Here is a 26,361-nt window from a genome sequence, read left to right as displayed (position 1 = left end):
AAAAGGAATCCCGTTGCGATGGGATTTTTTCTATTTATATAAACGATGAAGTTATGAGTACAGTATCTTACTACACTGCAGAAGGATTAAAAAAATTAAAAGACGAGCTGGACCAGCTTAAAAGCATAGAGCGCCCAAAGGCAAGCCAGGCTATCGCCGAGGCGAGGGATAAGGGCGACCTTTCTGAAAACGCCGAATATGATGCCGCCAAAGAAGCGCAGGGACTACTGGAACTGAAAATAGCCAAGATGGAGGAAGTTATGGCCAATGCCCGCCTTATCGATGAGTCGCAGCTTGACCTGTCCAAAGCACTTGTACTTTCGACCGTGAAGATAAAGAACCAGGCCAACGGCATGGAAATGAAATATACCCTTGTAGCCGAAAGCGAAGCCGACCTGAAAACAGGGAAAATATCGGTAACATCCCCTATTGGCAAAGGACTTCTTGGAAAATCGGTAGGTGAAACTGCCGAGATACAAGTGCCCAACGGGATACTGAAATTTGACGTACTTGATATATCCAGGGACGAACACTGATCTTTTATTATGAGTTCGATATTCACCAAAATAATCAATGGGGAGGTCCCGGCCTATAAAATTGCCGAGGACGATAACTACCTGGCATTCCTGGATGTGAACCCGAATGCCAAGGGGCATACGCTGTGCATCCCTAAACATGGAGTCGACAAGATCTTTGACATGGATGAGGAACATTACCTTGGCCTGATGTCGTTCTCTCGTACCATAGCCAAAGCACTTGAGAAGGCCGTGCCGTGCAAACGCGTAGGTATGGCGGTAATTGGCCTGGAGGTGCCCCACACGCACGTGCACCTTATTCCGCTTAACGAAATGGACGAGATGCGCTTTTCTAACAAAGTCAAACTGGAGAAAGAAGAATTTGAAGCCCTCGCGAAAGCGATAGCAGAAAACCTTTAATATAAACCGGACTCGTTCCGGTTTTTTATTATAACAAAATTAACCCCGCCTATTTAAGTTATTTTGTAACATTGCAGTAAACTTTAAAACTAACACTATGAAAAAGATATTTGGATTTGCGATCATTGCGCTAACGTTGGCTTCATGCTCCAGCGATGACGAAAAGGAATCTGCTGTGAACCTCGACCACCTGCAAAAAAGATGGTACCCGGTATCGTACAAGCTGGGCGGGCAGACAACAAACTATCCGGGACATATGCCGTGCGGTAAGGATTACATTGAATTCCAGGCCAATAATGTAGCAAAGGACGTGGATTATTTTGATTGCCAGCAGGACCCTGCGACAGAAGTTGGGACGTACACAGCTACACAGGAAAGCATTACCACATCGCTGGACGGGATCACAGAAACGTTCACCCTGAAAAAACTGAACAGCAAAAGGCTTGAGACCCAGGCCACACTGAACGGGGCTACCATAACGTATATTTATACGAGCACACCATAAAAAAGTAAACCGGAACTGTTCCGGTTTTTTTATTTCATAGCTGATGGTGAAAATTTGATATTTAATTTGTAGCTACTATTTTTTTAATAAAATAATTGCTATCATTGCGCAAACTTAATTAAACCAACTTATAATGAAAAAATTGATCGGCTTAAGCCTTGCATTGGCGCTTTTCGCGTCGTGTTCTGATGATGACAGCTCTTCTTCATCTTCTGTGAACATGGATCATTTGACAAAAAAATGGTACCCTGTTACTACTACTATCAACGGTGTTGACATACCTTACGATGATCACGAAGAGTGTGGCAATGATTACATCGAATTCATCGAAGGCGGTGTTTTTAAAGAAGTGGATGTATGGGATTGCGAACCGATGACAGATACCGGAACCTATACTGTAGCAAATAAAACCATTACTACAGTAGTTGATGGGTATACTGAAGTAGCTACTATAAAAAGCCTTAGCTCTACCAAACTGGTAGTTACAACTGAGGTAGAAGCTGATCCGGAATTTGGCACTCCTGCAATGACAGTAAAGCTTACATTAAAGAGCTCGCTATAATAACCTGTAGCAAAAATAAAGACCGGGGCCAATCGCCCCGGTTTTTTTATATCCTTTTATAACTGGCCTGCATGGTGGTGCCTTTGCCCACTTCGGAGGCCAGTACTTTTATCTTACCCTTGTGGTATTCCTCAACAATGCGCTTGGTTAATGAAAGGCCAAGCCCCCAACCCCTGCGCTTTGTGGTAAAGCCCGGCTCGAACACTTTGCGGAACTGTGTCTTTGGAATACCTTTGCCGCTATCGGATACTTTAATCTTTACGAATTTTTCACGCTCTTCCACCACCACATCCAGGCGGCCTTTGCCTTTCATGGCATCAATGGCGTTCTTTACCAGGTTCTCTATCGTCCAGCTGTGCAGCTCGGGGTTGAGCATCACCATTACGGGATGATTGGGCGAACGGAAATTGAACTCCACCTGGCTGGATGCGCGCGTCCTCAAGTAATCAAAAGCATTTTCTGTCTCGGCCACAATGTCCCGTTCCTCAAGTATGGGTTCCGACCCAATTTTAGAAAAGCGCTCGGCAATGGTCTGCAGGCGGTTCACATCTTTTTCAATTTCTTCAATGGTGGTCTCATCCACATTATCGGCCTTCATGATCTCTATCCATCCCAAGAGCGACGACAACGGCGTACCGATCTGGTGGGCGGTTTCCTTGGCCATACCGGCCCACAGGCGGCTTTGTGCCCCCATTTTTGAGGCGCGGTAAAAATTATATACCACTGCCCCAAAAAGCACGATGATGAGCACCAGTGCCACGGGATAATATTTGAGTACACTGAGCATGACAGAGTTACCATAGTAGATATATTGTACCTCGCCTAAATATTCGATCTTTAGGGCAGAGTTTGTGGATTTGAATTCCTCAAGCAATTTATAGGCACGGATGGAATCTTTAACGACATCGTCTTTTATTATTACTTCATCAATATTCCTTGCCTTTCGGATAATTCCTTTGCCATCTGTTAATATTGTTGGTATGCTTGTATTGCTTTCAGTAATTTGTCTCAGTGTTTCAAGGCCTTTGTCCTCGGTAACACTAAAAAGGGCATCTGTCGCATTAGCCCAAAGCTGCATCTTTTCCCTTTCATCATCCTTGAACCTTTGGAAAAGGAAATACGTGTTCCATACAATGAGTATAACGATAAGAAAAGAAGCGATGATGATAAACCAGCGGGTCAGGCTCCTTTTGTCGGTAATTTGCATAAGCGGTATTTTGTGGCTTAAAGATAGTGAAAAGTTATTAAGACATCATCTATGGGTCAGGCACAGCGCCATAGTTAAGGGTCTGGGCAAAGTATAAAAAAACAGGGGACCTTTCGATCCCCTGCCTTTGTAGTAGTAAGTTTTAGTTGCGTTAAAATTTCAGCGTAAGCCCTGCGAGAAAGTTAATGCCGGCCTGAGGGAAGTAATACGGGTCGCCCCACATTGCGCCATTGGACACATACATTTCATCAAATATATTATTTACCAAACCGCTGACGATAACCGACTTAAATATTTTGTTGGGTTTGAATTCATAACTCACATTAAGATCGGTAGTCGTGTAGGCATCCAGCTTGGCATTTACCGATTCAAGGTTATCCATGAACTGTTCGCCCACATATTTTGTAGCCAGCATCCCCTGGAAACCGCCCTTACGGTAAACAAGCTGCATTGCACCAATAATGGATGGCGAAAAGGCAATTTCCGTCTTGCCAAGGTTCTGCACACCGGCATCCGATTCATTGAAAAAGTCAATGTTCTTGTTATCGCTGATGGCAATGTTCGGCCTAAGCGTAAATTCATTGGTCAACGCTATAGCTGCATCGGCCTCAAGCCCGAGTCGGTAGCTGTCGCCACTGTTGGCATATATGGGAGCGCCTACATCATTTAGCCCACCTGTTAACACCAGCTGGTCTTTATAACGCATGTAATAGCCGTTCACGTTGATGTTAGTGCGGCCGGTTTTAAACCTCCACCCCAGTTCAAGATCATTAAGGCTTTCAGGCTTGGTGCTTCCATTCTCGTAGTCGTCGCGTCGGGGTTCCTTATTGCCACGGGCGTACGAGAAATAGATCGTGTTCTTATCGTTTACCGAATAGGTGAGCCCCGCCTTAGGGTTAAAGAAATCGAAGGTATCGTTTACAGGGTCGGCCTGTACACCATTGGCTTTGTAGTTCACGGTGCGGTATTGCAGGTCGCCAAAAAGGTTCAGTTTGGATGTGATGCTATAGTTAGCCTTAGCATAAACATTCAGGTCGGTCTTGGCGGCATAGTCATCATAATAGTGGTCGCCGGGCTGCGTATCAGATGAATACCTTGCCCATATCACTTCGCCAAAGTGGTCGCCTTCGTACTTGTTATAGGCCCCACCAAAAACCACATCCAGCGCATCCTTTTTATAGTTAGCCGAGAAGGTAGTACCATAAAAATCGTTCTTCAGCCACTTGCGGGTTATCAGGTCTTCTTCGGTGATCTCCACACCATCCACAATTACCGATCGAAGTCCATAGTCGGCATAGGTATCGTTATCACGGTAATTTTCATAATATCCTTTACCAATAGTGTAATGGAACGCCAAATTGGTACTCCATGTATCGCTCAGGCGCTCGTTCCAGTGCAGTTGGTAGTGATCCTGCTGGTAGTTGTCTGTCTCATTGTCGTAAAAACGGGTATTGCCATTGGCATCGGTATACATTCCTGAATAGTTGTATTGCCTATCTTTTTCAAGCGTTGTGGCATCAATGCCGTTCCATGCCTGGTAGGTGCGTTCTGTACCCCCGAAGACCAAGGCCTTTATGAGGGTGGTATTGCCTACATACGTTCCCTGCAAAAAGTAGGACTTCAGGTCGGATGAGGCGCGGTCTATATAACCGTCGGAAGCGATGTTCGACAAGCGCCCCGCCAACTCAAAGCGGTCGTTCATCAGCCCGGAGCTGAACTTTACCGTATGCTTGCGCGAATTAAAGCTGCCGAATGAGTTGGATATCTCACCTTCCGCTTCGTGCTTAAAGGCATCGGTAAGTACGTTCAGGCTGGCACCGAATGCCCCTGCACCGTTGGTAGATGTGCCTACACCCCGCTGTAGCTGGATGTTCTCTGCCGAGGAAGCAAAGTCGGGCATGTTAACCCAAAACGTTCCCTGTGATTCGGCATCGTTGTAAGGAATACCGTTGATGGTCACATTGACCCTCGTAGCATCGGCGCCACGCACACGGATACCGCTGTAGCCTATCCCATTGCCCGCATCGGAAGTTGTAACTACAGAAGGCAGGTAATTAAGAAGTGTTGGGATGTCCTGCCCCAGGTTGCGGGGCGCAAGCTCCTCTTTGGAAACGTTGCTGAAGGTGACCGGTGTTTTGCTGTTGGCACGAACGGCCTGTACCAACACCTCATCGAGTTTGTAATCCTGAGGCTTTACCGTGTCCTGTGCAACAGGCTCCTGTGCAAAAGCCGAAAATGAAATGAGTGAAAAAGCTGTAATAAGCCCAGCTTTGCGACTTTCAAAAAATAAAGATCTCATCCGTAAAATGTTTTACGAATAAAAGGGGTAATTATTCTTTTGTTAAATTAATAAAATGATGTTCCTTGGCAATTCCGCGGCGTGCACTCCGCAATAGTCTTGCCTGATTCCCTTGGCGGCATTACCCGCCCAGGTTCTTTGGGTATGATCTCAGCCCGATTATTTAGGGCACCCCTTTGAGACGGGGCAAATGTAGCTAATAATTTCAGATCTCATATAGTAGATCTCAGATTTTTCCAGGCAGGCCGAAAAACCCTGTAATTTTCAAGATCATGAGTGTAGCTCGATCTGAATTCTGAGATCCACGATCTGAAATTAGAGGTTGGGCCTCTTCCTCGACTGCTTTATCTCCGACTGCCTGCGCTTGTTCTCGATACGCTTTTTTATGACGGCACGCGGGATCTTTGTGGCCTTGCGGGGTTTTACTTCCCTCAGGGCATTGTCAATAACCTCAAGGAAACGCTTTGTTACAATATCCTTATTGCGCAGCTGGCTGCGGTCTTCGTCGCACTGCAGGATCAATATTTTTTCGGTTGTCAGGCGCGATGCCAGCCGCATTTCAGCAAGGGCTTTTTCCTCATCGGTAAGCGATAGTGAATTGGCAAGGTCAAAACTCAGCACGACCTTAGAGGACACTTTATTCACGTTTTGCCCCCCTGCACCGCTACTGCGTACGGCTTTGTAATCGAGTTCCTGTATGATGGTGTCCCTGTTCATTATTTCAGATTTTCGATTTCAGATCTCAGATCTAAATTATTGCGGTTGATGCGCGGGTTTCAAAAGATCATTAACGGTTTTTACGGGATTGAACGTTGCCAACGGCACTTCGGTAAATACAGTGATCCAGCCGGCCATGGCTCCGTTCCACAACCCCGGAAGCTCGTAGGATCTAAGGTCCTTACCCATTTTATTCTTATGGACTATAAAACCCGTTGAAGGGTCTACAAATTCTTCGAGGTCAAATTTTTCACCCTTATAATTTTTAAGGCCGCAAACCAGGTCTACCGGGTTAAAGTGTGTAGATGCTGCCAGTATTGCTTTTTGAGCAGGATTATCAAGGTCGATCTGTGAGCTCTCTACGATCTGGAGCGACAGCCTGCCATTCTCGCCTTTTACCCAAAAAGGGCCTCCTCCGGGTTCGCCCTCGTTCTTCACCATTCCGCATACGCGAACAGGCCTGTTGAATATTTTCTTTGCAAAATCCAGCCTGTGCTCATGTGTAAATTTCATTATATCCTCAGGGACATCGACAGACAGTTTAGCCATCGCGAACGCAAACATATTCCTGAGCTCCTGTTCGGTAACATTACCCTCCACTATCTTGCGAAGGCAGGCGAACACCTGCTCCTGCAGGCCCAGAAGCTGCCCTGCCAGGGCTTTTTTATATAAAGCGATGGTTTCGATATTATTGTGGCTCACATTGTCGATGTTCTTCACAAAAACAATATCGGCATCCAGCTCGTTCAGGTTTTGTATAAGCGCTCCGTGCCCTCCCGGCCTGAAAAGAAGGCTGCCGTCGGGATCGCGGAAAGGCTGGTTAGTAAGGTCGACCGCTATGGTATCGGTTTGCTTGTGCTGGTAGGAAAACCCGAAATTGATGGCAACTCCATATTCGGGCTCGACCATCTTTTTCGCCGCATCAACCGCATCCAGGAACCCGTCAAGATGTTCTTCCGAAATGGTAAAATGCACACCGGCCTTCCCTTGGGAGGCAGCATAGGCAGCGCTTTCCTTGAGGTGCTCAAAAACGGGCGTGGCTACAAAGCCTTCATAGGCATGAAAAGGGAGTATGCCCTTCGGCTTATTCGCATAATCAAATGCCTTATGGGTAAGCATCGTCTTTATAAAGCTGAAATACCTGAGGTCTTTAGGCTGGCTTTCATAACCCGGTCCGGCTTTGGCAATGGTCACTACCTCATCAAAAAAAGGAAATTTATCAAGCCCTATCAAAAACACTTTCAGGGCTTCATCCTTACGGCGGTTGATATAGGCATTGATGGTTTCCTGCTGGGGGTTGAACTCTGCCAGGAACTCGCACACGAATTTGAACATGCGGCTGGCCGCACCCGATGCGGGAACGAATTTCATCAGTTTGAGGCCTTCTTTCTTCGAATCAAAATAAGCTGCGAATTCAGTGGCCTTAGCTTCATGAAGGTCGAAAATACCATCATTAAGCAACGCCGGCTTCATGAGCTGTATCTTTGAGAGGCCATTCCTGAAAGTCGCCAGTTGTGAACGCACCTTTTCGATCGGGGTGCCGCAACTGCCCATCTGTATAAAATCCTGCAGGGTAAAGCCAAGGTCCAGCGTATCCTCAAGATCTTTAATTACTGCCTTTGTCTCTTCAACAATGTCCTCACCGGATATAGTTACATAGCCGATCCCATTTTTATCGAGCTTGTTTACAATGGCATCCCGGCCCGAAACGTTTTGGGCAATAATGTACAGGCCGGGCTTATCTGTTCCATTCTCATTTTCAGCAAAATGAAAAACAAATTCACGCGCGTCCTTACCATCCGGATCAATGAAGTCCGAAAGCGATTTGCCAAAAGACCTTCCGTTGGCGGGATCATTACTGCAAATGACGATATCTATAGAAGCTGACCTTCTTTTTGTACTATTCTCTTCCATGCCTTATAGCCAAAGACGGCGATAATGGTTAAAACAATATATAATATGCTGGTGAGGATTAGCCCTTTTAAGAAAAATAGCGGGATCGCAATGATATTGCCCGCAATAAGGAATAGCCAGTTTTCTATCTTTCTCCTGGCCATGAGCCACATACCTACAAAGAGGAGCCCGGTAACAATTGTGTCGACACTGGCCCACCAGTGGGTAAATTTATTAAAATAAATGTAAACTAATGACACACCTGTTACAGAAAGGGCAAAAATTGACATACATTTAATTTTGTCAGTATGCTGCATGGCCGTGATCTTCACGAGGTCCTCCTGCCGGTTGTCTTTCCTGCTCCAAATGTACCATCCGTAAATGCTCATGTAAAAATAATAGACGTTAATGATCATATCGCCATACAGCTGCCATTCCCAGGCAAGGTAAATGTAAAGGACAGTGCCCGCCAGGCCGGTGGGGTATACAAGTACATTGTTCTTTTTTGAATAAACAACACTGAATATACCAAAGATCACAGCCAGTGCCTCAAGCACGATATTTATGGTACTGTATCCTTCATAGGGCGCAAAAATAAGATCATACAGTTCTGCCATCAGCCATGCAAATTATTATCAAGGCACCATGCCAGGGTAAATCCATCGAGCTCTTCGAAGTGGAAAGGGAATGCTTCATTTATCTCTTTGTACGACACACCGACCATGCCCCTGCCTGCAGCCATCTCAAAATTATATACATTGATGTGCTGCTTAAAACTAAGGCCTTTGCGCGATACCATTTTGTACACCGCTTCCTTAACGCACCATATCACTATGAGCTTTTTCATATACTCTTCCATGTGCAATGGATCAAGATAAGCAAACTCATCACCTATGAACTTATCGGCAATAGTGATCACTTTCTCGCGTTGCAGTTCCATGTCTATGCCGGTATTGCAACTGCCAATGATGATCGCCGAAAAGGAATAGGAATGTGTTATGGAAATATGGGTGCCGTCTTTCAGGTGGGGTTTGCCATCAGGCCCGTAGTACAGCTCCAGATCAGTGTAACCGGCTACCTTCATCAGTTGGCGTACGCCCAAAAAGCCTTTTTGGTGCTGTTCCGACCGCATCCTGCCCATCTTCAGCACGCACACCTCCTTAAGCTGTACGCCTTCGGCAAGCTCGTCAAGGCTTTCGGTTATTTTCCAGATAAGCAGGCGCGTACCCGGGGCTATGTCGACAGATCTGTATAGAGGCATGTTATAAAAAAGGCAGCTGAAAGTGAACCGCTTACCCTGAATATTATTTATTTTTTAAAGTTGAATGATTAAAAACCAATTCACTAAATTTGCAAAAACTTTTTGCTAATACAAATATACAAATTCATGAGCACTACAACAATGCCTTATGTGGCTTATAAAGTTAAAGATATTTCGCTTGCGGAATGGGGAAGGAAAGAAATAGAGCTTGCCGAAGCTGAAATGCCGGGACTAATGTCGCTTCGTGCAGAGTATGGTGCATCGCAGCCGCTTAAAGGCGCACGCATTGCAGGCTGCCTACACATGACGATACAAACAGCCGTACTTATAGAAACACTTGTAGCGCTGGGTGCTGAAGTTACCTGGAGCTCATGCAACATCTTCTCTACGCAGGACCACGCTGCTGCTGCCATTGCCGCCGCAGGTATCTCGGTTTACGCGTGGAAAGGAATGAACGAAGAAGAATTTGACTGGTGCATCGAGCAGACACTTTGGTTTGGCGAAAACCGCGAACCGCTTAACATGATCCTTGATGACGGTGGCGACCTTACCAATATGGTATTTGACCGTTTCCCTGAGCTTGCTGCAGGCATCAAAGGACTTAGTGAAGAAACGACTACTGGTGTACACCGCCTTTATGAAAGGATGAAGAACGGCACGCTTGTAATGCCGGCCATCAATGTGAACGACTCGGTTACAAAATCGAAATTCGACAACAAATACGGATGTAAGGAAAGCGCCGTGGATGCCATCCGTCGTGCAACCGACCTTATGCTTGCCGGTAAGCGCGTAATTGTATGCGGTTATGGCGACGTGGGTAAAGGCACCGCTGCTTCATTCCGTGGTGCGGGATCTATCGTTACCGTTACTGAGATCGACCCTATATGCGCACTTCAGGCTGCCATGGACGGTTTTGAGGTGAAGAGGCTGGATACCGTTATCGGTAATGCTGATATCATCATTACGACTACAGGCAACAAGGATATCGTTGTGGGAAGCCACTTCGAAAAAATGAAAGATAAGACCGTTGTGTGCAACATCGGCCACTTTGATAACGAGATCGACATGGCGTGGCTAAACAAAACGCATGGTGCCAGCAAGATCGAGATCAAGCCGCAGGTGGATAAATATACCATCAACGGCAAAGACATCCTTATCCTTGCCGAAGGCCGCCTTGTAAACCTTGGCTGTGCGACTGGCCATCCAAGCTTTGTAATGAGTAACTCATTTACTAATCAAACACTTGCACAGCTTGAGCTTTGGGCAAACGGTGACCAATACGAAAATAAAGTATACATGCTGCCTAAGCACCTTGACGAGAAAGTGGCTTCGCTTCACCTTGCCAAATTGGGCGTGGAGCTTGAAACCCTTCGCGACGACCAGGCTGCCTATATTGGCGTGGAAGTACAGGGGCCATTCAAGCCGGAGTACTACCGCTACTAATTTCAGATTTTTTGATTTCAGAATTCAGAATTCAGAATTCAGATTGAGCTTCACTCGACCTCATTTATGATACATTATATAACCCTCGCTGCGGCGGGGGTTTTTGCTATCTGATTTAAAAAATAAGGGCTGTCTCAAAAAAGACAGCCCTTATTTTTTTACCAGAACAATGCCGGCTTTCCTTTCCTGAATATGACCCTGAACTCTTCGTAGTGATCTCCGTTGCCTATGGTATGTGTGTCCCTGTGGCCCGCACCCAGCCTTAGCTTATGCAGCATGCCCGAATAGCTGCCCACCCAAAGTGTTTTGCCGTCGTCCGAAAGGCACATGCCGTTGATGGTCGAGCCAAGGAAATGACGCCACAACTGTTTGCCTTTTTTATCGAATGCTTTAATATAGCCGTTAGCATCGCCCAGTATGTAATAGCCATCGGCGGCAGCACCGGCATATACCCTCATACTTTCATCAATAACTACATATTCGTCACTTTCCTCATAGGCTTCAATATTAGCGCCATCCAGCTTCGTGACATCTACGCCAATGGTCGTGCCGTTGTAAAAATGGCAGGAATTGGTAATGACCTGCTCATCATTGGATGCAAAAAGACAAAAATGCGGATAGCTGGACTGCGGCCCTATCTCGCCCACCTGTTCACACGAAGCATTAAGCACCCTGTGCGAACTGTCCTGGTCCGCCACTACAATAAAGCGGTTGTCGTGTGAAAGGTCGGCATTTTCCATCGATAGGTCTATCTCTTCCGGCCCTTCATCTTCATCAAAGTCCTCATCTTCCTCCGGCAGGGGATGTATCATGTTCAGTCCTTCTTCGGCAATGAGGAAAATGCCATTCGGGCTAACGAAAAGCACCTTTTTCCCATCGTTAAAGGGTATCAGGTTCGTTACTTGCGCCCCGCCGAATTGGCTTATATTGAAAGTGGCAATTGTTCCGCCTTCCCATCCTTGTGTGGTGGTCAGGGTATCGCCGTTGATGATGGCGAACACATTGCCTTGTTTAGACTTGCCGATGGCCCTTACTTCGGTATCCAGCTCTAACAGATGGCCGCCGTCGAGAAGGTAGCCCTGTGGCTTTTGGTCATACTTAGTTACAAAGAATACTATTTTTTCACCATTGATAAATGTGAACAGTTCAATGTTCTGTTCGTTGTTCTTAATGTATTCGATGAGCGGGCCATGAGATGGCGGGAATGCCTCGCGGAACTCCGCTACCCTGCCCGTTTCATTCGCTTCGCGGAGCAGCTGCACTATGTCGTCGGCCAGGTGTTCCCTTTCGTCAACAGGCTCTTCACCTTCCCATTTGTCCCAGCCGTGTGCCTCGCCGAACGCGACCATTTTATTAATAGCGTTACCATAGGCCGCGCCTTTTTCATTCCATTCTTTTTGGAGGTCTGAATGTTGTAGGTCCATATTGATCACTGCATGTATTTAGTTAATTGAAAAACGCCCCTTTCACAGGGCGTTTCAGTATTGATCGATCAGTTATTGCTTTAGCAATGCGATATTCTTAATATGCGAAAAGCTTTCATATCTGGTAGCTTCGCTTCCCCATTCGTTCGGCCTTGAGAAGGTAAAAGAAAGGGAATCGATGTGTATGCTCCTCCAGTTGTCCGGATCGCTGAAATCCAGGTCCCTGTGCCCGTTGATGTGGTTGATCCTGAAAACGCCCACCCTTTCAGTGCCAAAAAGATCGTCCGTCATGCGCACTACTTTCCTGTCCATCTGGCCCAGGCTGTAAATAGCATATACTTCCATGCCTTCCAGTTCGAACTCCACCTCATCATGATCGCCCGAAAGGATCAGGTCCCTTTGCGCCTGCGTAAAGTCGTTATCGTCATCCTCGCCCTCAAGCGCTATAACCTCATTGTAAATGCTTGTACCGGCCTCAGCTTCCTCTTCTACGTATTCCTCTTCCGGCTCCTGCCTGCGGCCGTTGTCAAAAACGGTTATCTCCTGCGTGAGTGACGGGTCGAATAGGTCGAGTGTTTCCTTAATGTCCACTTCGCATTCCAGGAAAAAGGTAATGCCTTTCCTTTGCGCATTCTCAGGAGTATCGCCGCCCCATTCTGCCAAAGCCGCGGGTACGTCCATGTCCTTTACCCAGTATCCGTAAGAAACCTCACCGCCACCTTCTACCACGCACGGGAATTCCTTTACCCATTCGCCGTTGCGCTCTGTCGTTGCGCATCGTTCGGAAGTCCTGGTCTCTGTTCCCAGTTCTATCCTCTCCTCAACATTGTTAACAGTACGCTTAGCGTAGAAAGTTCCCTTAACGCCTATCACGGTCACAGGGTCCTTGCCTGACTTAACGTTTACCGTAGCCTTGATCATTGGGTCAAAATAGGCCCACGGGTTCTCTACATACAAAAATTCCAGTTTCACGCCGGTGATACCCACCATGCCCTTGATCTTATCAAAAAATCCCATAATTATTTACAAAGTTTAATTTCTTTTCCGCTATCTGAATCTTCAAATTTTTTGAACAGCTTGCCGTCCACATATACTTCATACCCGGCTTTTACAGGTACTTTTACCTTTTCCCCTGCCTTGTATTTTGATGTAGATGAAGAGCCGTCCGCACGAACGCGCACCTCGATCTCTTTAGAACAGTTGTTGATAAGGTACACGTCAAAGTAACCGCCAACCACTTCTTTAGCTACAGTTACTGCTGTAGTTGCGGCAGTTACTGCCTGCGATGCCATTACGGCCAGCAGCACCACGGCCGAGATTTTTTTAAATGTGTTCATTTTGCTTTGTTTTAAGGTTATAAATAGATCTTGATAAAGTCAAACAAGCTAAGGTATCAATAAAAGTTTTGAGTTGAGTATCGAAAACCAAAACTTGTTAATTATTTCTTAATTTAATAAACAGGCCAGATACAGGCGTTGGTATACCGCATCATCATAAACAGGCTTCATCGGTAATATTTCCTTGTTTTTTATAAACAGTCCTTTTTCATACTCCGACTTCAGGTCCCACAGGTTCTTTTGCGGGACAGATAGTTTTTTTAGGTCGGATAGCGCCGCTTTGCGTTTGTCCTTTTCCAAGCCGTTAAAAGATCCTGTGAGCGTTTTAATGGCATTCACATCATCCTGGTCAAACGACCAGTTGGCGTGGTAGTATGCCCGGTAGTGCAGCCGGCGTACTGCCTGTAAACAGGAATAAGCACCACTCTCTTTTTGGTTCCATGCCTCCCATAGCTTTGCCGCGTCATCCCTATCGAACAGCGTATCAAAGGGTGGTTCCGGCAATTCCGGGGCTATGTATCCTGTCCGGCTGTTGCGGTGTTTTAGCATTAGCCCGGTAAGTTCCTTAAATTTTGAATGGTCGCTCGTCCTTGTCCACCTGGCACCTCGCTTCAGCATACGATCAATGATCTCAAAAGTAACTTTGTCCATCTGGCTGATGCTCCTTTCATTATAGATCTGGTATTGACAGATAACCTCATCCAACAGAGTGTACTGAGAGCGCAGTGCAATGTTCAGGTCGGCATTATACCGGATCACCAGTTCCGATGTAAACAACATCGTGAACAGGTACACATCATGATCAACACGTTTCGTTGCACCCAGGAACTGATGTACGTGCAGCAGGTGCGCCATGGCCGACATCCCGTTGGGCGCGGTCATATTAGGGTCGGCGCCTTTATCAAGCAAAAAGCGGGCAATTTCCAGCCTGTCAACAAAATTCTTATTGGTAAACTCGCGCGATAATGCCCTGTTGATAAGCGGGTGGGCGATCTTGCGGGATGAAGCATGCAGGAACGACGAGGCATCCACCTCATTTTCATCCATCAGCTTTTTGAAGGCTGCCAGGTCGGCATTGTCGATCGCAGCCTGTATTTCCCTGCTTAAAATGGGTTCGAGTACTGTTACCATTTTATCTAATTTATCTGGTTAGGCAATGCCCCATATTCCTTCATCCTGCTTTCAATGAAACTAAGGTCATCCTCAGGGAAGGCGATCTGCAGGTCACGGTAGGTTTTAACGAGCTTGTTCATCTCCGTAACGTATACAGCTGCTTCCTCTTTGGCAATAAAAAGCAGTTGCCAGTTCTCTATACAGTACATTTTAAGGCAGGTTTCATAATATTCCCTCAATGAAAGTTTCAGGTGGTGCACCTTCTCATCGTTGTACAGGTAGAGCTTATTTTCGAATATCGAATTATCATCTTTCCTGTCAAAATGAATGCAGGCGTACTGGTATTTTACATTGGTATTATCAATAATGTGCAGTTTGCCTATCAGCTCATAGTCTTTGTTGTCTTTAGTCGTAAGGTCTTGAAGCCACGGTTTGGCACCCAAAAAGTCCCGTGGACTCGTGAAGCTGTAAGACCCTATATTGTCCTGCCTGTGCGTCAGGTTCGGATGGTTGCTTTTATCTTTATCAAAAGAATATTGGAGGTTGTTTTCCCATGAAGCCTCTATGAGTTCCTTAAACGATTCATCAAGGCTAAAGCTGAAGTCGCGTTCATAATCAGGATCATCATCCGGTTCGCCATTAAGGACATACAGCTGAATATTAACATGGGCAGGAATAATATCCAGGTAGCCGTCGCCACAGCTTTCAATGCCGGTCCTTGGGTTGTATTGCAATTTTGTTTTAAAATCTTCGTATTTTTTGGTAAGGTCGTACATAATTATTAGTAAGTTAATTTGACCGCAAATTATCATTTAATCCGCAGCCTGTGTTCGTAAATGAATATTCGTTATATGTCTTAGAAAATTTGTCTGTAAATCAGCAAAATTTGTTAGTCGTCAGTAATATATGGCATTTCGAATCCGGCCACCACACCTGTAATCTTTCCGTCCTTTTCAATGTTCTTAATTCTTACAGGCAGTGCACCTTTTTGCCCGTTAGAAAGGCGTTCGGCAGTTATGCTTATGGCCCCGGTTTCTATGGCTGCCCTGTATTCGGCCGGCTTTAGGGCTGCTCCGGTATCCCGGACCTCAAACAGCAGCCTTTTGTTCTTCATGAAAAATCTCACTTCGACCCACGCAATGCCACCACGTGCTACAGCCCGGTCTACTGCATGACTTACCAGTGGCTGGGTGAGCATCGGCGGGATGTAGAGCGCTTCGGCATCGATGTCCTCGTCGCATTCGATACCGAAGCGAAAGCCCTGGTGATGGAGCAATTGCCGGACTGCAAGATAGTTGGTTGTCATGGCTATTTCCTCTTCCAGCGAAATGTACTGCCCCGTGCTATTTTCGAGTATTTGGCGGGTAAGCTTTGCAAATTTCGAAAGGTAGGCCGCCGCAGTATCTGCCTCGCCATTCCTGATGAGCGCCTGTATGCTGTCGACAGATGACGCTATGAAATGCGGGCTCATTTGCGTCAGCAGCACCTGCTGGCGCAGGGTATCGCTCTTTTTGGAGAGCAGCACATTCTTCTTTTTAAAGAACTTATATACCAATATAGTTACCAGCAGCAGGAACAGCGCCACAGCCACCGAGGCCCCTATCTTCACATTCTTCCGGAAACTTTCCTGTTCCAGCTTTACCCTCTGGAGCTCTCGCTGCTGCAGCAACAGCTTATTTTGCGTTTCTATCCTGTCGGTTTTGAAGTTGAACGCCATTTTTTCTGACGTACCCTTTTTTTGCATGGCTTCTACCTTATTCTCAAGCGATCCATGTTCCGTCAGGTAGCGGTACGCGTTCCGGTAATCCTTCATTCCAAAATATACCTCGCTAAGGCAAAATGCAGCGATGGATCTTTCGTCAACGCTATCGGCTGCGTTTGCGTCGTCATAAACCAGCTTCAATTGATATTCCGCCTCTTTATATCTTTCGTTCAAAGTGCATATTTTACCATAATCTATACGGCAGGTATTTACATCCGTCCGGTCATATTTCAGGGACGCATCCAGCGCGAGTTTATGATAATGTTCGGCCATCTTTGGGTCATACCTCCCGGTGTACGGATCGGTATGGCAGTGTGCAATGGATCCCAGTATGTTATCAATATTGTGGTATTCCGGGATCTTTTTTGCCAGCGCCAGTGCTTCGTTAAACATCGGTATCGCCAACTCGGCATTCCATTCCCTGTATATTTCACCCTGACGCCACAGCGCCACCTCAAGCAGCTTGTCATTTTTAAATGTCCTCAGTGTTTTCACAGCGCTGTCCGCGTAGGTCATCGCCCTTATGACGATCCCATGCCTACGGTAGCATTTTTCCAGATTCAGGAGGGAGTTTACAACAGTTTCCTTATCACCATATTTTTGGAGTATCCCAACCGATTCTTCTCCCATCTCTATTGCGGTCAGGTAATTTTCGGTGTCGGCATACAGCCTGGAAAGATCGTAAAGGTTATATCCAAGTTGTTTTTTGAGGTTATATTTCCTGGAGAGCGCTATCGCTTTTACATAATTGGCTTCCGCCTTATGTTGATCTCCATTTTTGTTGAACCCCGAACCAAGCCGGTTCAGTGAATCCGCCATATTTTCCGGAGAAATTTTGCCGGTATTACGCTGCGCCACCGCCTTCTGCAAAAAAAACAGATGGAATACTATCATAAAAAACACAGCGGCAGGTCCTTTCATGTGTGCCTGTTCTTTATTTTGTACGGAATGGCAAAACGGCTTACCGCGCCTTTTACTATGCCATCTTCTATAATCGAGGCTACTTTAATGCCACCATCCGATGCATTGAGCCGTTCTGCGGTTATGTGCGTAGCCATCGACTTGTGGCCTGTTCGCCTGGCTCCTGTAAGTCCACGCCCGTTATCAGTGACCTCAAAAATGAGGCTGCGGCCTCTTTTATAGAATTTCACGCGTATCATGCCGCCTTCCTTCTTTCCTGCAATGCCGTGCTTTATGGCATTTTCAATAAATGGCTGGGTAAGCATCGGGGGGATATAAACTGTTTCTTTATCGATCCCTTCATCTACTACAATTTCAAAATTGAAATTATCATAAAGCAGCTGCTGTATCACAAGATAGTTGGCGGTCATGCTGAGCTCCTCCTTCAGGCTTATATATTGCAATGACGAGTTGTTAAGTATTTGTAGCGTAAGCCGGGAAAATTTAGAGAGGTAGTCTGCCGCTTCGTCATTTTTATCTTCGTAGATAAGGCTTTGTATATTGTCAACCGAATTGAATATAAAGTGAGGGTTCATTTGTGTGAGCAGTAGTTTTTGCTTCAGTTCATTGTTCCTGTTGGTAGCGATGGCACGCTTTTGCCTGAAGTAAAAGTACAGGAACGCAAGCACGGTCGCAAGTACTAGGATAGTAAATATAAACCCGAACAGAAAAGCATTTTTGCGGGCATCGGCCTGTTGCGCCTCAACCTTTTGTGTTTCGGCAGTTGCCTGGAGCAAGCTGTTTTGCAGGGATAGCTGCTCTGCATCAAATTTTACGGTTTGCGCTTCCGCACTGGTTATCATTACTTCATCCATCAGTTCCCTTCCTGCCTGTATGGCTTCCATGCCATAGTTGTAGGCCTGTTCATAGTTGCCCAAGCTTTCATAAAGGCCGGAAAGCAGCCGGTTGGCTTTTATATAATCCTCATTTTGTTCTGTTGCCGGCCTAAGGCTAATGCACTTTTCAAAAAAGAGCCTGGCTTTTGCGATATCTTTTCCTGAAAGATATAGCTCACCAAGGTGCAGCAGGATACCCATCCGGATATCCACATAAGGGTTTTTTGCTTCATCGGCCAATGCCTGCCGGTAATACATGACCGCTTTTTCGTTATCTCCCATCATGAAGCAGCACAGGCCCATTCGGTCTTTTATATAAGCCTCTGAATTATAAAATCCGGTACCGGGTGTGTCGGCAAGCGCGCTGGATAGCAACCCCATTGCTGCTGCATACTTTTTTTGGCTGATCAAAAAGTCGGCATACAGCACTTTGGCAGTAACAGAATTTTCTTTTTTATGGGTATTCCGTTCAAAGATCCCGATAGCCTGCCGGTTATAGCGCCCGGCTTTGACATGATCTTTTTTAAACAGGTAGATCTGTCCCATTACGCTGTAGCAGTATGCAATTCCGATAGAATCTTTCAATTCACATTTGATCCCAAAGGACTTCGTAATGTAATAAAAGGCATCGTCGTATTTCCGTGACCTTATATAGGCCTGCGCATTGCGGTAAGCCGCATTGGCACGTAGTTCGTTAGAGGCTATCATAAATCCGGCATCCACATCATTCTGCGCTGCGGCAGCCTTATAATTCAGCCCCGCCCTGCTGCAGGTATCGGCTATGTATTGTAACGAATCAATGCGTTGATAGTTTTGGGAATAGAGGCTACCCGTCACCATCAGTAGACAGTACAGCAACCAAAACCTTATTATCCGGAAGCACCTCATTTTATCGGGCTACCACTTAGTGTAACTTTCCAGTATGGTTAAAAACTCTTCTTTTTTACGAACGGCCAACGGTATCTTCGATTTGTCTTTCATTACTATGGTCGCGCCGCCATCGGCCTTGATGAAATGGTCGAAATACAGCATATTGATGAGGTGCGACTGGTGCGAACGGAAGAAGCCCTGCGGTGTGAGCAGTGTTTCGTAGTCTTTCAGCGTGTTTGATACCACCAGCTTTGGCGCATTGATGAAATAAAAGGTCGTGTAGTTCTTGTCCGACTCGCAATGCACGATGTCCTGCACGTTTACAGAATATACCTTTTCGGCTGTTTTCAGTATGAGCTTCTGCAAATTCTTAGGCCGCTCCATGTTCGAGAACAGTGTGCTCAGCTTCAGGTCAAGCACCTCCTTGTTCACGCTTTCCTCAGCTTTCTTTACAGCCTCTATAAGGTCAGATGGCTCTACGGGCTTCAGCAGGTAATCAATGGCGCTAAAGCGGAATGCCGTTATGGCAAATTCCTGGTAGCCGGTAATGAAGATCACCTTAAAGTTGATGGGGCTCAGTTCACGCAGCAGGTCGAAACCCGTCCCATCGGGCATTTCCACATCCAGGAAGACCAGGTCGGGCAGGTAGCGCCTTATCGCTTCTGCTCCTGACTTAACGTCTTCGGCCTCGGCAATAACCGCAACACCCGGGCAATATTGCTTTATCGCGGCAATGTTCTTGCTCCTTATTTTTTCAATGTCGTCTATGACAATGGCTCGTAGCATAATTGTAAATTGTAATGGTTAATTGGCGTGCGTATACCCCTTGCCCAGCTTTTCAGCTATTAGCATGTCGCGCTCCCTTTCTGCCTTTTGCACAGAGTCGAAGGCCTTCACGTTCTTTTGCCCCGCCGTTCCCGTTTTTCCGTAAGTAATATTCAGTGTCGCACCGTCCTGTACAACCTGCCAGAACTTGTCGCTCTTGGCATCTTTACAGGTGAGCAGCACAGTTTCGCCTTCTTCTATTTTTACTTCGTACCTGTGGCATGACAGCAGGTTATATGCCGCCGACTCATAACGCATCTTTTCCCTCAGGTGGTACAGGTATTCGGCATCGGCTACTTCAAATTCAAGTGTGTACAGATCTTTTTCAAGCTTCCTCTTTACCGGTTTTGATGCAATAACTTTATTCGCAGCTTCGATCACCTTGAGCGGCTCGTTCTCAAAACGCACGTAATATTGCCCATTAGACATTCCGCTGCTGGAGATTTTCATGCCATATTGCAACCCAAGTTCCTCATTATGCTTTTGCCAATACTCCATGTCTTCCCTCTTTTTACCTTCTTCCGCAGAGATATCAAGCTTCCTGCCGTCGTTATAAAGGTGCATCAGGTCATATTCCTCCTTCCGCGGATGTTCTGTCACCAGCTTTTTCCATTCCGCTTCAGGGATAGGCAATTTCTCAAAATAAGGCCTTTCAATATGCCCCGTTTCCAGCAGTATCTGCAGGGCAAAATCTTTGGAACCAATATCGCTCCCCGCATCCGGATGGTCTACGCTTATTTCAGCCGTGACTTTGGTATCCTCAATGCTTTTTATTGTGATAGTATATAGTGTTGCCATTTTAAATCGTAACTTTTACATCGCTAAGGTATAAAAACCTCCCGCCCCTCAATTTCCGAATGAAGGTTCGTGGGCAACAGATGAATATTCGGGTTAAGGGTTACATCTCGTCCAGGGATTGACGGAACTCCTCACGCTGCAGGTCTTCCAGTTCCTCGTAAGCATCGGCTTTGGCAACGTCCTCCGGTACGCCATCGCCATATCGGTACATGAGCCCCAGTGTCTCTGTTGCACGGAAATTGCCCATCTGCGATGCCTTTTCATACCATTGTACAGCAACGTCCATGTCTTGCGGCACGCCATTGCCCGTAGCATAAAAAGTCCCCAAGTTGTAGCACGCCCTGTCGCTGCCGGCGTTGGCGGCTTTCAGGTTCCAGTCCATAGCTGCTTCCTCATCTATTTCGGTGCCAATGCCTCTTACGTAATACACATACAGCTCGAACATTGCATCGGGATTGCCCAGCGCGGCGGCCTTTTGGTGGTAGCCCAATGATACTTCATAGTTTGGTTGCAGCCAGAACTCTCCGTTATGATACAATAATCCCAGCTCGTACAATGCGGGAGCATAGCCCCTTTCGCCCAGCTTTTTGTAGATGTCGACATAAATGCCAAGCGTTTCCTCCCCGAAGAAAGGCGCCGACTTCATCGACTTAAAATAGTATTTGGCATCCCTGAACACCTGTTCATCAGTATAGTTATCAAAAGCATCATTGCTGATGATCGCTTTCAGTTCGTCATGGTCGATCCTGTCCATAGTTTTTGGTTTAGGTAAGGCTGTAAACATACGAAATTTCTTTATCGGTAATGTTAACGCGCAAAAAAACTGCGCGGACGTGGGCAGTACAATTATTTTTATAGTTTTGCGGCAAAAACCAACCTTATGAAAAAGAGAATTACCTTACTACTCACCCTTATGGCAGTTGTTAACCTATTTGCCCAGGAACCGGACAGCAGCACCGCCGGCACTGTCGAGAGATCGATCTTTACGATCCAAACGGGTACGGTTGGGGTTTGGGTAAGCAATGAAATGCGCCTTGCCGATAAATTTGCTTTGCGTACAGAGGCAGGCCTGGACCTTTGGGTCTATGAAACATTTTCGGATGGTGACGGTGTGGTATTGGCACCCAGCATAAGCGTTGAACCCAGATGGTATTATAATATCGGGAAAAGGGCTGCAAAGGGAAAACATACGGATAATAACAGTGCCAACTTTGTGGCATTGGCAGTTGACTTTTATCCCGACCTTTTCCTCGTGGGAAATCCACCCGGCTACCTGTATCTGCCTAACCAGATCAGCTTCATTCCTAAATGGGGAATAAGGAGGTCGATAGCCAAAAGCAATTTCAATTATGAGCTGGGGCTCGGGATCGGCTATCTTAAGGTGCTCGATGACCCGGATTATATGCTGACTTCTACCGAAAATGTAGCGGTGGACATCCATATACGGTTCGGGTACACTTTTTAAGACTCACCCGGCACTTCCCAGATTCCTTCGGCTACGCGGCGCACTACCCTTTTGATCTTGTCGCGGGTCATCGGCACTTTGTTCCAAAAGGTCAGTACGGCATCATAGCCTGTCTGCGCTTTTTCCTCTTCCGTAAGCGGATAGGGGCTGGAAGCTATCGGCATATTTGTTGCCTCTATCCTGTCTTTAATGCTGTTGAAGTAATCCTGCTTGCCGCACAGCCTTGATCCGGCCGAACCGCCGAGTATCAGAACTTTCTTTCCTGTGAAGTCGAACCCTTTGCGGTCAAGTTCGCTAAAGTATTCGTTCAGGAAAGCGGCTTCCTCGTCGGTAAGCATGGGGTTGTTATCGAGCCCGCACCTGTCGGCCTGCGCAAACATGCCCATCGAAGCCATAAGCAGCAAGAGATGGAGATAATTTTTCATAGGTGTAGTTTTTACCAAAACGGACCTATGGTAGAAATAGTACATTATTAGAGTTTTTTTTAACGCTATAGCAAGCTAATATTGTATCAGAGTAAAGGATGAAAAAATGATCTGGTACCGATTACATATCTGAAAAATGTATGATAGCGTTGTGAATTATATTTCGCCGGGAAACGACGCTTCTAAATACTGCTCAACATTAATTTGTTGTCGATCGGTCAATATATTTTCCAGTAATGATAATGTATTCCTGTATTCCATTGCCTCTGCCAAAGCGGTAAACTCTGCTTTAAAGCCGAGTATTTTAATTTGTTCTTCTATTTCTTCAAGGGTAACTTTAAAAAACTCCCTTTTTTGATTTAACATATTCACTTTCCTATGTTCAAATGCTTTATGAAGTTCGTTTTCTAATGTCCTGGCCTCATCGGAATATATCATAGCATGAACATCAAATAAAAATGGCACTGAAGCATCACCAAGTTCCCTAACGCGGTCTAATGGTTCAAGCCTACGCGTCATACCTATCTTATAGACATTTTCACCAAAGGATCCAATGTTCGATATAATATAGACATGACCTCTTTTAGTCTGTTGAGCCATCGATAATGCTCTCTCTTTTCTTAACCTTGCCTCTTCCAATTCGGCTTCAAGTACTGCGATCTGCTCTTTGAGCCTAGCTTGAGTTTCTAAATCGGCAACACCCATTTCCCTTTGGATCTTTTCCAGTGCTCTTTGATAAATACCCTCTTCTTTCTCAGCCTGCTTTTGAGCCCTTTCAAAATCTCTTTTCGCTTTTTCTTCTTCCCTTAGTTCATCCTGGATCGCCTTCATAGCTTCTTTCTCACGTTGCTTTTTTGCCTGATATTCATATTCCAGCTTCAACTCCTGTATTTTAAGAGTATAATATGTACGATTGATCGCTACTGCATTTCCTTCCCCTAACTTGTTGATTGCTTCGTAAGACTTTAATATCCTGTCTCTCAATTGGTTTACATTATTCCATTTGACTTTTGCAATGAGAGCATCACTCTCCCCGTTGAATGCTCGTAAAACAAGTTTTACAAGACGGGTAGTAGACGCCTTACCCTTTGCTTCACTACCATCTATTGTCCAATTCTTGCTACAGGTGGCGGCAGTACCTTCATTGATCATTTCCTTTTGTGCTTCTCTTATTTGATTTTGCTTATCACGATACTGATCGGATTTGTCGAAATCATATATTGGCTGATAAATACCATATTCGCTAAGGTCCAGCTTATTTTCAAAAACGTTGATCTCGTGTAGAAGCTTTCGATACAATTCCTTCGATGACGTATATTTATCCTTTAATTCAATATACTGCTGAGACATAATCTCAAAATCTTGCTTTGTAGACCTGATCTTCTGATTTAATTCTGAAATTTCTTTAAACCGGCCAATTGTTGATTCGTAAGAATTAATCTTAAGTTCTTTTTCATCAATAATTCTGTCTAGTCTTTCTTTTTCACTTCTAATCTTTTGATTCAATTCGGAGATCTCATTGTATCGCCCTAATGTTGCCTGTAAGTTATTTATCTGAAACTCCTTTTCGGCAATAGTGGTATCTAGCTCATTTTTTCTAGCCATTACTTCAGCTTCGATATTTATTATTGGTTGATATTTCTCCAATAATTCTTCAAGCTCTTTTATCCTGTCGAGTTCATTTTTTCTTAGAAAATCTAATGATGCCATACGAGGTTAGTTTTATCACATAAACTTACTAAAAAAATGTTAACGGAGATAAGGGATACCTCATATTGAAAACAATACAAACAAAAAAACCGCCCTTACATCAGTAAAGGCGGTTTGTTGTTATTCTGTGATAGCATTTCCCTGGCTATCGAAAAAGTGGTATTCTAAATACGTGTAAGCGTCACGTGGTATGACTTTCACCCATTTCTTGTGCTCTAAAAACCATTTGGAGCGAATGGATGGAAATCCTTTTGTCAGGTAAGCCGCCACAAAGGGATGTGCGTTGAGCACGATCTTTTTATGCGACTTCATAATTCTTTCAAGGTCGGCCGTTATGCGGTCGATCACCAGTATCGGCGCTTCTATTTCCCCTTGTACGTTGTTAGGGTCTTCTTCGCGCGTCTTGATATTCACCTCGGGCCTTACCCGTTGACGAGTGATCTGGATAAGTCCAAACTTACTCGGAGGCAGGATCTTGTGTTTTGCTTTATCGTCGCTCATCTCGTCCCTCAGGAAGTCGAAGAGCTTTTTGCGGTTATCGGGATTGGACATGTCTATAAAGTCCACCACGATGATCCCGCCCATATCCCTGAGCCTTAGCTGGCGCGCTATCTCAGCGGCAGCTATCATATTGACTTCAAGGGCGGTATCCTCCTGGCTAAGGGCCTTGTTAGAGCGGTTGCCGCTGTTCACATCTATAACGTGAAGGGCTTCTGTGTGCTCTATGATAAGGTAGGCGCCTTTGCTCATGGATACCGTTTTGCCAAAAGAGGTCTTTATCTGCCTTTCGATATTGTATTTCTCGAAAAGCGGCAGGTCCCTGTTTTGGTAGTACTTTACGATATTCGCTTTTTGGGGAGCTATCTCCTGCAGATAGTCCTTAGTTTGGTAAAAGAGGTCCTCGTCGTCCACGTAGATACCCGTAAATGTGTCGTTGAACACGTCGCGCAGTATGGATGAGGCCTTATTGACCTCTCCCAAAACCTTGCTTGGGTGGTGGGCACCCTGGAGGCGTTTGCACATTCCTGTCCATTTGTCCAGCAAATTCTGCAGGTCGCGGTCCAGCTCTGCTACCTTTTTCCCTTCGGCTACCGTTCGTACGATAACACCGAAACCTTTTGGCCTGATCGATTGTACAAGGCGTTTCAGGCGGTCCTTCTCTTCCTTGGACTCTATCTTCTGCGAGATCGATATCCTGTCAGAGAATGGCACCAGCACCACATACCTGCCGGCTAGTGAAAGCTCTGAGCTTATCCTTGGGCCTTTGGTCGATATGGGTTCCTTGACTACCTGTACGAGAACGGACTGGTTGGTACTCAGCACATCGGCTATGGCACCATCCTTGTTGATCTCTTTCTCAAACGAAAAGTTCTTAAGGGAATAATCTTTTAATTTACCTGCGCTTACAAGTTTCATGAATTTCAGCAGGGAAGGAAGGTTGGGGCCGAGGTCGTGGTAATGCAGGAATGCATCCTTTTCGAAGCCAACGTTGACAAAGGCGGCATTGAGGCCGGAAACAGGCTTCCGTATCTTGGCGATCAAAATATCGCCCACAGAGAACTTGTCCTTGTCTTCCTTTTCCTTGTGCAATTCAATTAGTTTTCCATCTTTCAATAAGGCAAAATCTACCGCGTCAGAACCTGATCGAATAATAAGTTCTTTATTCACACTGTACATTTTTATCCGCAACACAGTTCATGGTTTATGGTTTATTGTTTATTGTTGCGTAACACAACTACAAACTACAAACGCTAAACTATAAACATGCAGGCAGATGGATTAAACAAAATTTAAACAGGTATTTTGTGTACCCGGTTCTTTAGGACGGTAAGATGACAGAGAATAGACAACCGTGGCTGTCTCATGTCTATTATCTAAAAGTCTAAAGAATTTCAATGAACGTTGAAAAAAAGAAAAAGTAGTTTACACTACTTTTTCTTCTTGTGACGGTTAGCTCTCGCTCTTTTTTTACGTTTGTGAGTCGCTACCTTATGTCTTTTTCTTTTTTTACCAC

The 26,361-nt window shown here is 45.6% G+C and carries 25 protein-coding genes; 6 read left to right on the top strand and 19 right to left on the bottom strand.

What is annotated here, in order from left to right; translation table 11 throughout:
- Positions 1–53 precede the first annotated feature (53 nt).
- The 4 genes from greA (at position 54) to ACT6R0_RS12410 (ending at position 2,002) form a co-directional block, all read left to right on the top strand.
- Complete coding sequence (gene greA, locus ACT6R0_RS12425; RefSeq protein ID WP_444653749.1) at positions 54–536, top strand: transcription elongation factor GreA; 483 nt, start codon at positions 54–56, stop codon at positions 534–536.
- Positions 537–545: 9 nt separating this feature from the next.
- On the top strand, positions 546–935 hold the full coding sequence (locus ACT6R0_RS12420; RefSeq protein ID WP_444653748.1) for an HIT family protein: 390 nt from the start codon (positions 546–548) through the stop codon (positions 933–935).
- 97 nt (positions 936–1,032) lie between these two features.
- Positions 1,033–1,440, top strand: a complete 408-nt coding sequence (locus ACT6R0_RS12415; RefSeq protein WP_444653747.1) for a lipocalin family protein — start codon at positions 1,033–1,035, stop codon at positions 1,438–1,440.
- 133 nt (positions 1,441–1,573) lie between these two features.
- Positions 1,574–2,002 carry a lipocalin family protein gene (locus ACT6R0_RS12410; protein ID WP_444653746.1) on the top strand — a complete coding sequence of 143 codons (429 nt, stop codon included), beginning with the start codon at positions 1,574–1,576 and terminating at the stop codon, positions 2,000–2,002.
- 46 nt (positions 2,003–2,048) lie between these two features.
- Here the strand turns inward: ACT6R0_RS12410 and ACT6R0_RS12405 are convergent, their stop codons facing one another.
- The 6 genes from ACT6R0_RS12405 to ACT6R0_RS12380 form a co-directional block, all read right to left on the bottom strand.
- Entirely contained in the window at positions 2,049–3,209 is a 1,161-nt protein-coding gene (locus tag ACT6R0_RS12405; RefSeq protein ID WP_444653745.1) for a sensor histidine kinase, read from the bottom strand.
- Between the two features lie 151 nt (positions 3,210–3,360).
- Entirely contained in the window at positions 3,361–5,508 is a 2,148-nt protein-coding gene (locus ACT6R0_RS12400) for a TonB-dependent receptor (RefSeq protein ID WP_444653744.1), read from the bottom strand.
- Between the two features lie 315 nt (positions 5,509–5,823).
- A complete protein-coding gene (gene arfB / locus ACT6R0_RS12395; RefSeq protein ID WP_444653743.1) occupies positions 5,824–6,225 on the bottom strand; it encodes an alternative ribosome rescue aminoacyl-tRNA hydrolase ArfB in 402 nt (133 codons plus the stop codon).
- A gap of 36 nt (positions 6,226–6,261) precedes the next feature.
- The gene (locus ACT6R0_RS12390) at positions 6,262–8,139 is read right to left on the bottom strand and encodes a DUF4301 family protein (protein ID WP_444653742.1); all 1,878 of its coding nucleotides are present in this window, start codon (positions 8,137–8,139) and stop codon (positions 6,262–6,264) included.
- A complete protein-coding gene (pnuC, locus tag ACT6R0_RS12385) occupies positions 8,100–8,735 on the bottom strand; it encodes a nicotinamide riboside transporter PnuC (RefSeq protein ID WP_444653741.1) in 636 nt (211 codons plus the stop codon). Before pnuC ends, ACT6R0_RS12390 begins: the two co-directional genes overlap by 40 nt.
- Positions 8,735–9,379, bottom strand: coding sequence for a 4'-phosphopantetheinyl transferase family protein (locus ACT6R0_RS12380; RefSeq protein ID WP_444653740.1), 645 nt, complete (start codon positions 9,377–9,379; stop codon positions 8,735–8,737). Before ACT6R0_RS12380 ends, pnuC begins: the two co-directional genes overlap by 1 nt.
- Positions 9,380–9,505: 126 nt before the next feature.
- On the opposite strand from ACT6R0_RS12380, the gene ahcY reads away from it, so the two are divergent.
- Positions 9,506–10,822, top strand: coding sequence for an adenosylhomocysteinase (gene ahcY, locus ACT6R0_RS12375; protein WP_444653739.1), 1,317 nt, complete (start codon positions 9,506–9,508; stop codon positions 10,820–10,822).
- Positions 10,823–10,980: 158 nt separating this feature from the next.
- Here ahcY and ACT6R0_RS12370 read toward each other — a convergent pair whose 3' ends face one another.
- The 10 genes from ACT6R0_RS12370 to ACT6R0_RS12325 form a co-directional block, all read right to left on the bottom strand.
- Positions 10,981–12,246, bottom strand: a complete 1,266-nt coding sequence (locus ACT6R0_RS12370; RefSeq protein ID WP_444653738.1) for a hypothetical protein — start codon at positions 12,244–12,246, stop codon at positions 10,981–10,983.
- Between the two features lie 72 nt (positions 12,247–12,318).
- Positions 12,319–13,263 carry a hypothetical protein gene (locus ACT6R0_RS12365; protein ID WP_444653737.1) on the bottom strand — a complete coding sequence of 315 codons (945 nt, stop codon included), beginning with the start codon at positions 13,261–13,263 and terminating at the stop codon, positions 12,319–12,321.
- Positions 13,264–13,265: 2 nt separating this feature from the next.
- Positions 13,266–13,583 (bottom strand): hypothetical protein, encoded by a 318-nt coding sequence (locus ACT6R0_RS12360; protein ID WP_444653736.1) that lies wholly within the window; start codon positions 13,581–13,583, stop codon positions 13,266–13,268.
- 108 nt (positions 13,584–13,691) lie between these two features.
- On the bottom strand, positions 13,692–14,714 hold the full coding sequence (locus tag ACT6R0_RS12355; RefSeq protein WP_444653735.1) for a hypothetical protein: 1,023 nt from the start codon (positions 14,712–14,714) through the stop codon (positions 13,692–13,694).
- Positions 14,715–14,719: 5 nt separating this feature from the next.
- A complete protein-coding gene (locus ACT6R0_RS12350; protein WP_444653734.1) occupies positions 14,720–15,472 on the bottom strand; it encodes a hypothetical protein in 753 nt (250 codons plus the stop codon).
- Between the two features lie 113 nt (positions 15,473–15,585).
- On the bottom strand, positions 15,586–17,379 hold the full coding sequence (locus tag ACT6R0_RS12345; protein WP_444653732.1) for a histidine kinase: 1,794 nt from the start codon (positions 17,377–17,379) through the stop codon (positions 15,586–15,588).
- Positions 17,376–19,112, bottom strand: coding sequence for a tetratricopeptide repeat-containing sensor histidine kinase (locus ACT6R0_RS12340; RefSeq protein WP_444653731.1), 1,737 nt, complete (start codon positions 19,110–19,112; stop codon positions 17,376–17,378). The genes ACT6R0_RS12345 and ACT6R0_RS12340 overlap by 4 nt, the downstream gene beginning before the upstream one ends.
- Positions 19,113–19,151: 39 nt before the next feature.
- Positions 19,152–19,910 (bottom strand): LytR/AlgR family response regulator transcription factor, encoded by a 759-nt coding sequence (locus tag ACT6R0_RS12335; protein ID WP_444653730.1) that lies wholly within the window; start codon positions 19,908–19,910, stop codon positions 19,152–19,154.
- A gap of 18 nt (positions 19,911–19,928) precedes the next feature.
- Positions 19,929–20,747, bottom strand: a complete 819-nt coding sequence (locus tag ACT6R0_RS12330; RefSeq protein WP_444653729.1) for a WGR domain-containing protein — start codon at positions 20,745–20,747, stop codon at positions 19,929–19,931.
- Between the two features lie 100 nt (positions 20,748–20,847).
- Positions 20,848–21,501, bottom strand: coding sequence for a tetratricopeptide repeat protein (locus tag ACT6R0_RS12325; protein ID WP_444653727.1), 654 nt, complete (start codon positions 21,499–21,501; stop codon positions 20,848–20,850).
- A gap of 126 nt (positions 21,502–21,627) precedes the next feature.
- Between ACT6R0_RS12325 and ACT6R0_RS12320 the strand changes: the two genes are divergently transcribed.
- Complete coding sequence (locus tag ACT6R0_RS12320; protein WP_444653725.1) at positions 21,628–22,212, top strand: hypothetical protein; 585 nt, start codon at positions 21,628–21,630, stop codon at positions 22,210–22,212.
- Here the strand turns inward: ACT6R0_RS12320 and ACT6R0_RS12315 are convergent.
- The 3 genes from ACT6R0_RS12315 to ACT6R0_RS12305 all read right to left on the bottom strand — a co-directional run bounded on the left by ACT6R0_RS12315 (position 22,209) and on the right by ACT6R0_RS12305 (position 26,024).
- Complete coding sequence (locus ACT6R0_RS12315) at positions 22,209–22,637, bottom strand: hypothetical protein (RefSeq protein WP_444653723.1); 429 nt, start codon at positions 22,635–22,637, stop codon at positions 22,209–22,211. The two genes, ACT6R0_RS12320 and ACT6R0_RS12315, sit on opposite strands and share 4 nt — an antisense overlap.
- 156 nt (positions 22,638–22,793) lie before the next feature.
- Positions 22,794–24,347, bottom strand: a complete 1,554-nt coding sequence (locus ACT6R0_RS12310) for a DUF4041 domain-containing protein (protein WP_444653722.1) — start codon at positions 24,345–24,347, stop codon at positions 22,794–22,796.
- A 120-nt stretch (positions 24,348–24,467) separates the two neighbouring features.
- Entirely contained in the window at positions 24,468–26,024 is a 1,557-nt protein-coding gene (locus ACT6R0_RS12305) for an Rne/Rng family ribonuclease (protein WP_444653841.1), read from the bottom strand.
- Positions 26,025–26,361 lie beyond the last annotated feature (337 nt).

This window comes from Flavobacterium sp. (assembly GCF_052437795.1).
Classification (GTDB): Bacteria; Bacteroidota; Bacteroidia; order Flavobacteriales; family Flavobacteriaceae; genus Flavobacterium.
This window is presented reverse-complemented; position numbering and strand designations above follow the sequence as displayed.

Bases quoted from the DNA above. Each gene is read 5' to 3' on its own strand.
- greA (WP_444653749.1), top strand. From the start codon at position 54: ATGAGTACAGTATCTTACTACACTGCAGAAGGATTAAAAAAATTAAAA.
- ACT6R0_RS12420 (WP_444653748.1), top strand. From the start codon at position 546: ATGAGTTCGATATTCACCAAAATAATCAATGGGGAGGTCCCGGCCTAT.
- ACT6R0_RS12415 (WP_444653747.1), top strand. From the start codon at position 1,033: ATGAAAAAGATATTTGGATTTGCGATCATTGCGCTAACGTTGGCTTCA.
- ACT6R0_RS12410 (WP_444653746.1), top strand. From the start codon at position 1,574: ATGAAAAAATTGATCGGCTTAAGCCTTGCATTGGCGCTTTTCGCGTCG.
- ACT6R0_RS12405 (WP_444653745.1), bottom strand. From the start codon at position 3,209: ATGCAAATTACCGACAAAAGGAGCCTGACCCGCTGGTTTATCATCATC.
- ACT6R0_RS12400 (WP_444653744.1), bottom strand. From the start codon at position 5,508: ATGAGATCTTTATTTTTTGAAAGTCGCAAAGCTGGGCTTATTACAGCT.
- arfB (WP_444653743.1), bottom strand. From the start codon at position 6,225: ATGAACAGGGACACCATCATACAGGAACTCGATTACAAAGCCGTACGC.
- ACT6R0_RS12390 (WP_444653742.1), bottom strand. From the start codon at position 8,139: ATGGAAGAGAATAGTACAAAAAGAAGGTCAGCTTCTATAGATATCGTC.
- pnuC (WP_444653741.1), bottom strand. From the start codon at position 8,735: ATGGCAGAACTGTATGATCTTATTTTTGCGCCCTATGAAGGATACAGT.
- ACT6R0_RS12380 (WP_444653740.1), bottom strand. From the start codon at position 9,379: ATGCCTCTATACAGATCTGTCGACATAGCCCCGGGTACGCGCCTGCTT.
- ahcY (WP_444653739.1), top strand. From the start codon at position 9,506: ATGAGCACTACAACAATGCCTTATGTGGCTTATAAAGTTAAAGATATT.
- ACT6R0_RS12370 (WP_444653738.1), bottom strand. From the start codon at position 12,246: ATGGACCTACAACATTCAGACCTCCAAAAAGAATGGAATGAAAAAGGC.
- ACT6R0_RS12365 (WP_444653737.1), bottom strand. From the start codon at position 13,263: ATGGGATTTTTTGATAAGATCAAGGGCATGGTGGGTATCACCGGCGTG.
- ACT6R0_RS12360 (WP_444653736.1), bottom strand. From the start codon at position 13,583: ATGAACACATTTAAAAAAATCTCGGCCGTGGTGCTGCTGGCCGTAATG.
- ACT6R0_RS12355 (WP_444653735.1), bottom strand. From the start codon at position 14,714: ATGGTAACAGTACTCGAACCCATTTTAAGCAGGGAAATACAGGCTGCG.
- ACT6R0_RS12350 (WP_444653734.1), bottom strand. From the start codon at position 15,472: ATGTACGACCTTACCAAAAAATACGAAGATTTTAAAACAAAATTGCAA.
- ACT6R0_RS12345 (WP_444653732.1), bottom strand. From the start codon at position 17,379: ATGAAAGGACCTGCCGCTGTGTTTTTTATGATAGTATTCCATCTGTTT.
- ACT6R0_RS12335 (WP_444653730.1), bottom strand. From the start codon at position 19,910: ATGCTACGAGCCATTGTCATAGACGACATTGAAAAAATAAGGAGCAAG.
- ACT6R0_RS12330 (WP_444653729.1), bottom strand. From the start codon at position 20,747: ATGGCAACACTATATACTATCACAATAAAAAGCATTGAGGATACCAAA.
- ACT6R0_RS12325 (WP_444653727.1), bottom strand. From the start codon at position 21,501: ATGGACAGGATCGACCATGACGAACTGAAAGCGATCATCAGCAATGAT.
- ACT6R0_RS12320 (WP_444653725.1), top strand. From the start codon at position 21,628: ATGAAAAAGAGAATTACCTTACTACTCACCCTTATGGCAGTTGTTAAC.
- ACT6R0_RS12315 (WP_444653723.1), bottom strand. From the start codon at position 22,637: ATGAAAAATTATCTCCATCTCTTGCTGCTTATGGCTTCGATGGGCATG.
- ACT6R0_RS12310 (WP_444653722.1), bottom strand. From the start codon at position 24,347: ATGGCATCATTAGATTTTCTAAGAAAAAATGAACTCGACAGGATAAAA.
- ACT6R0_RS12305 (WP_444653841.1), bottom strand. From the start codon at position 26,024: ATGTACAGTGTGAATAAAGAACTTATTATTCGATCAGGTTCTGACGCG.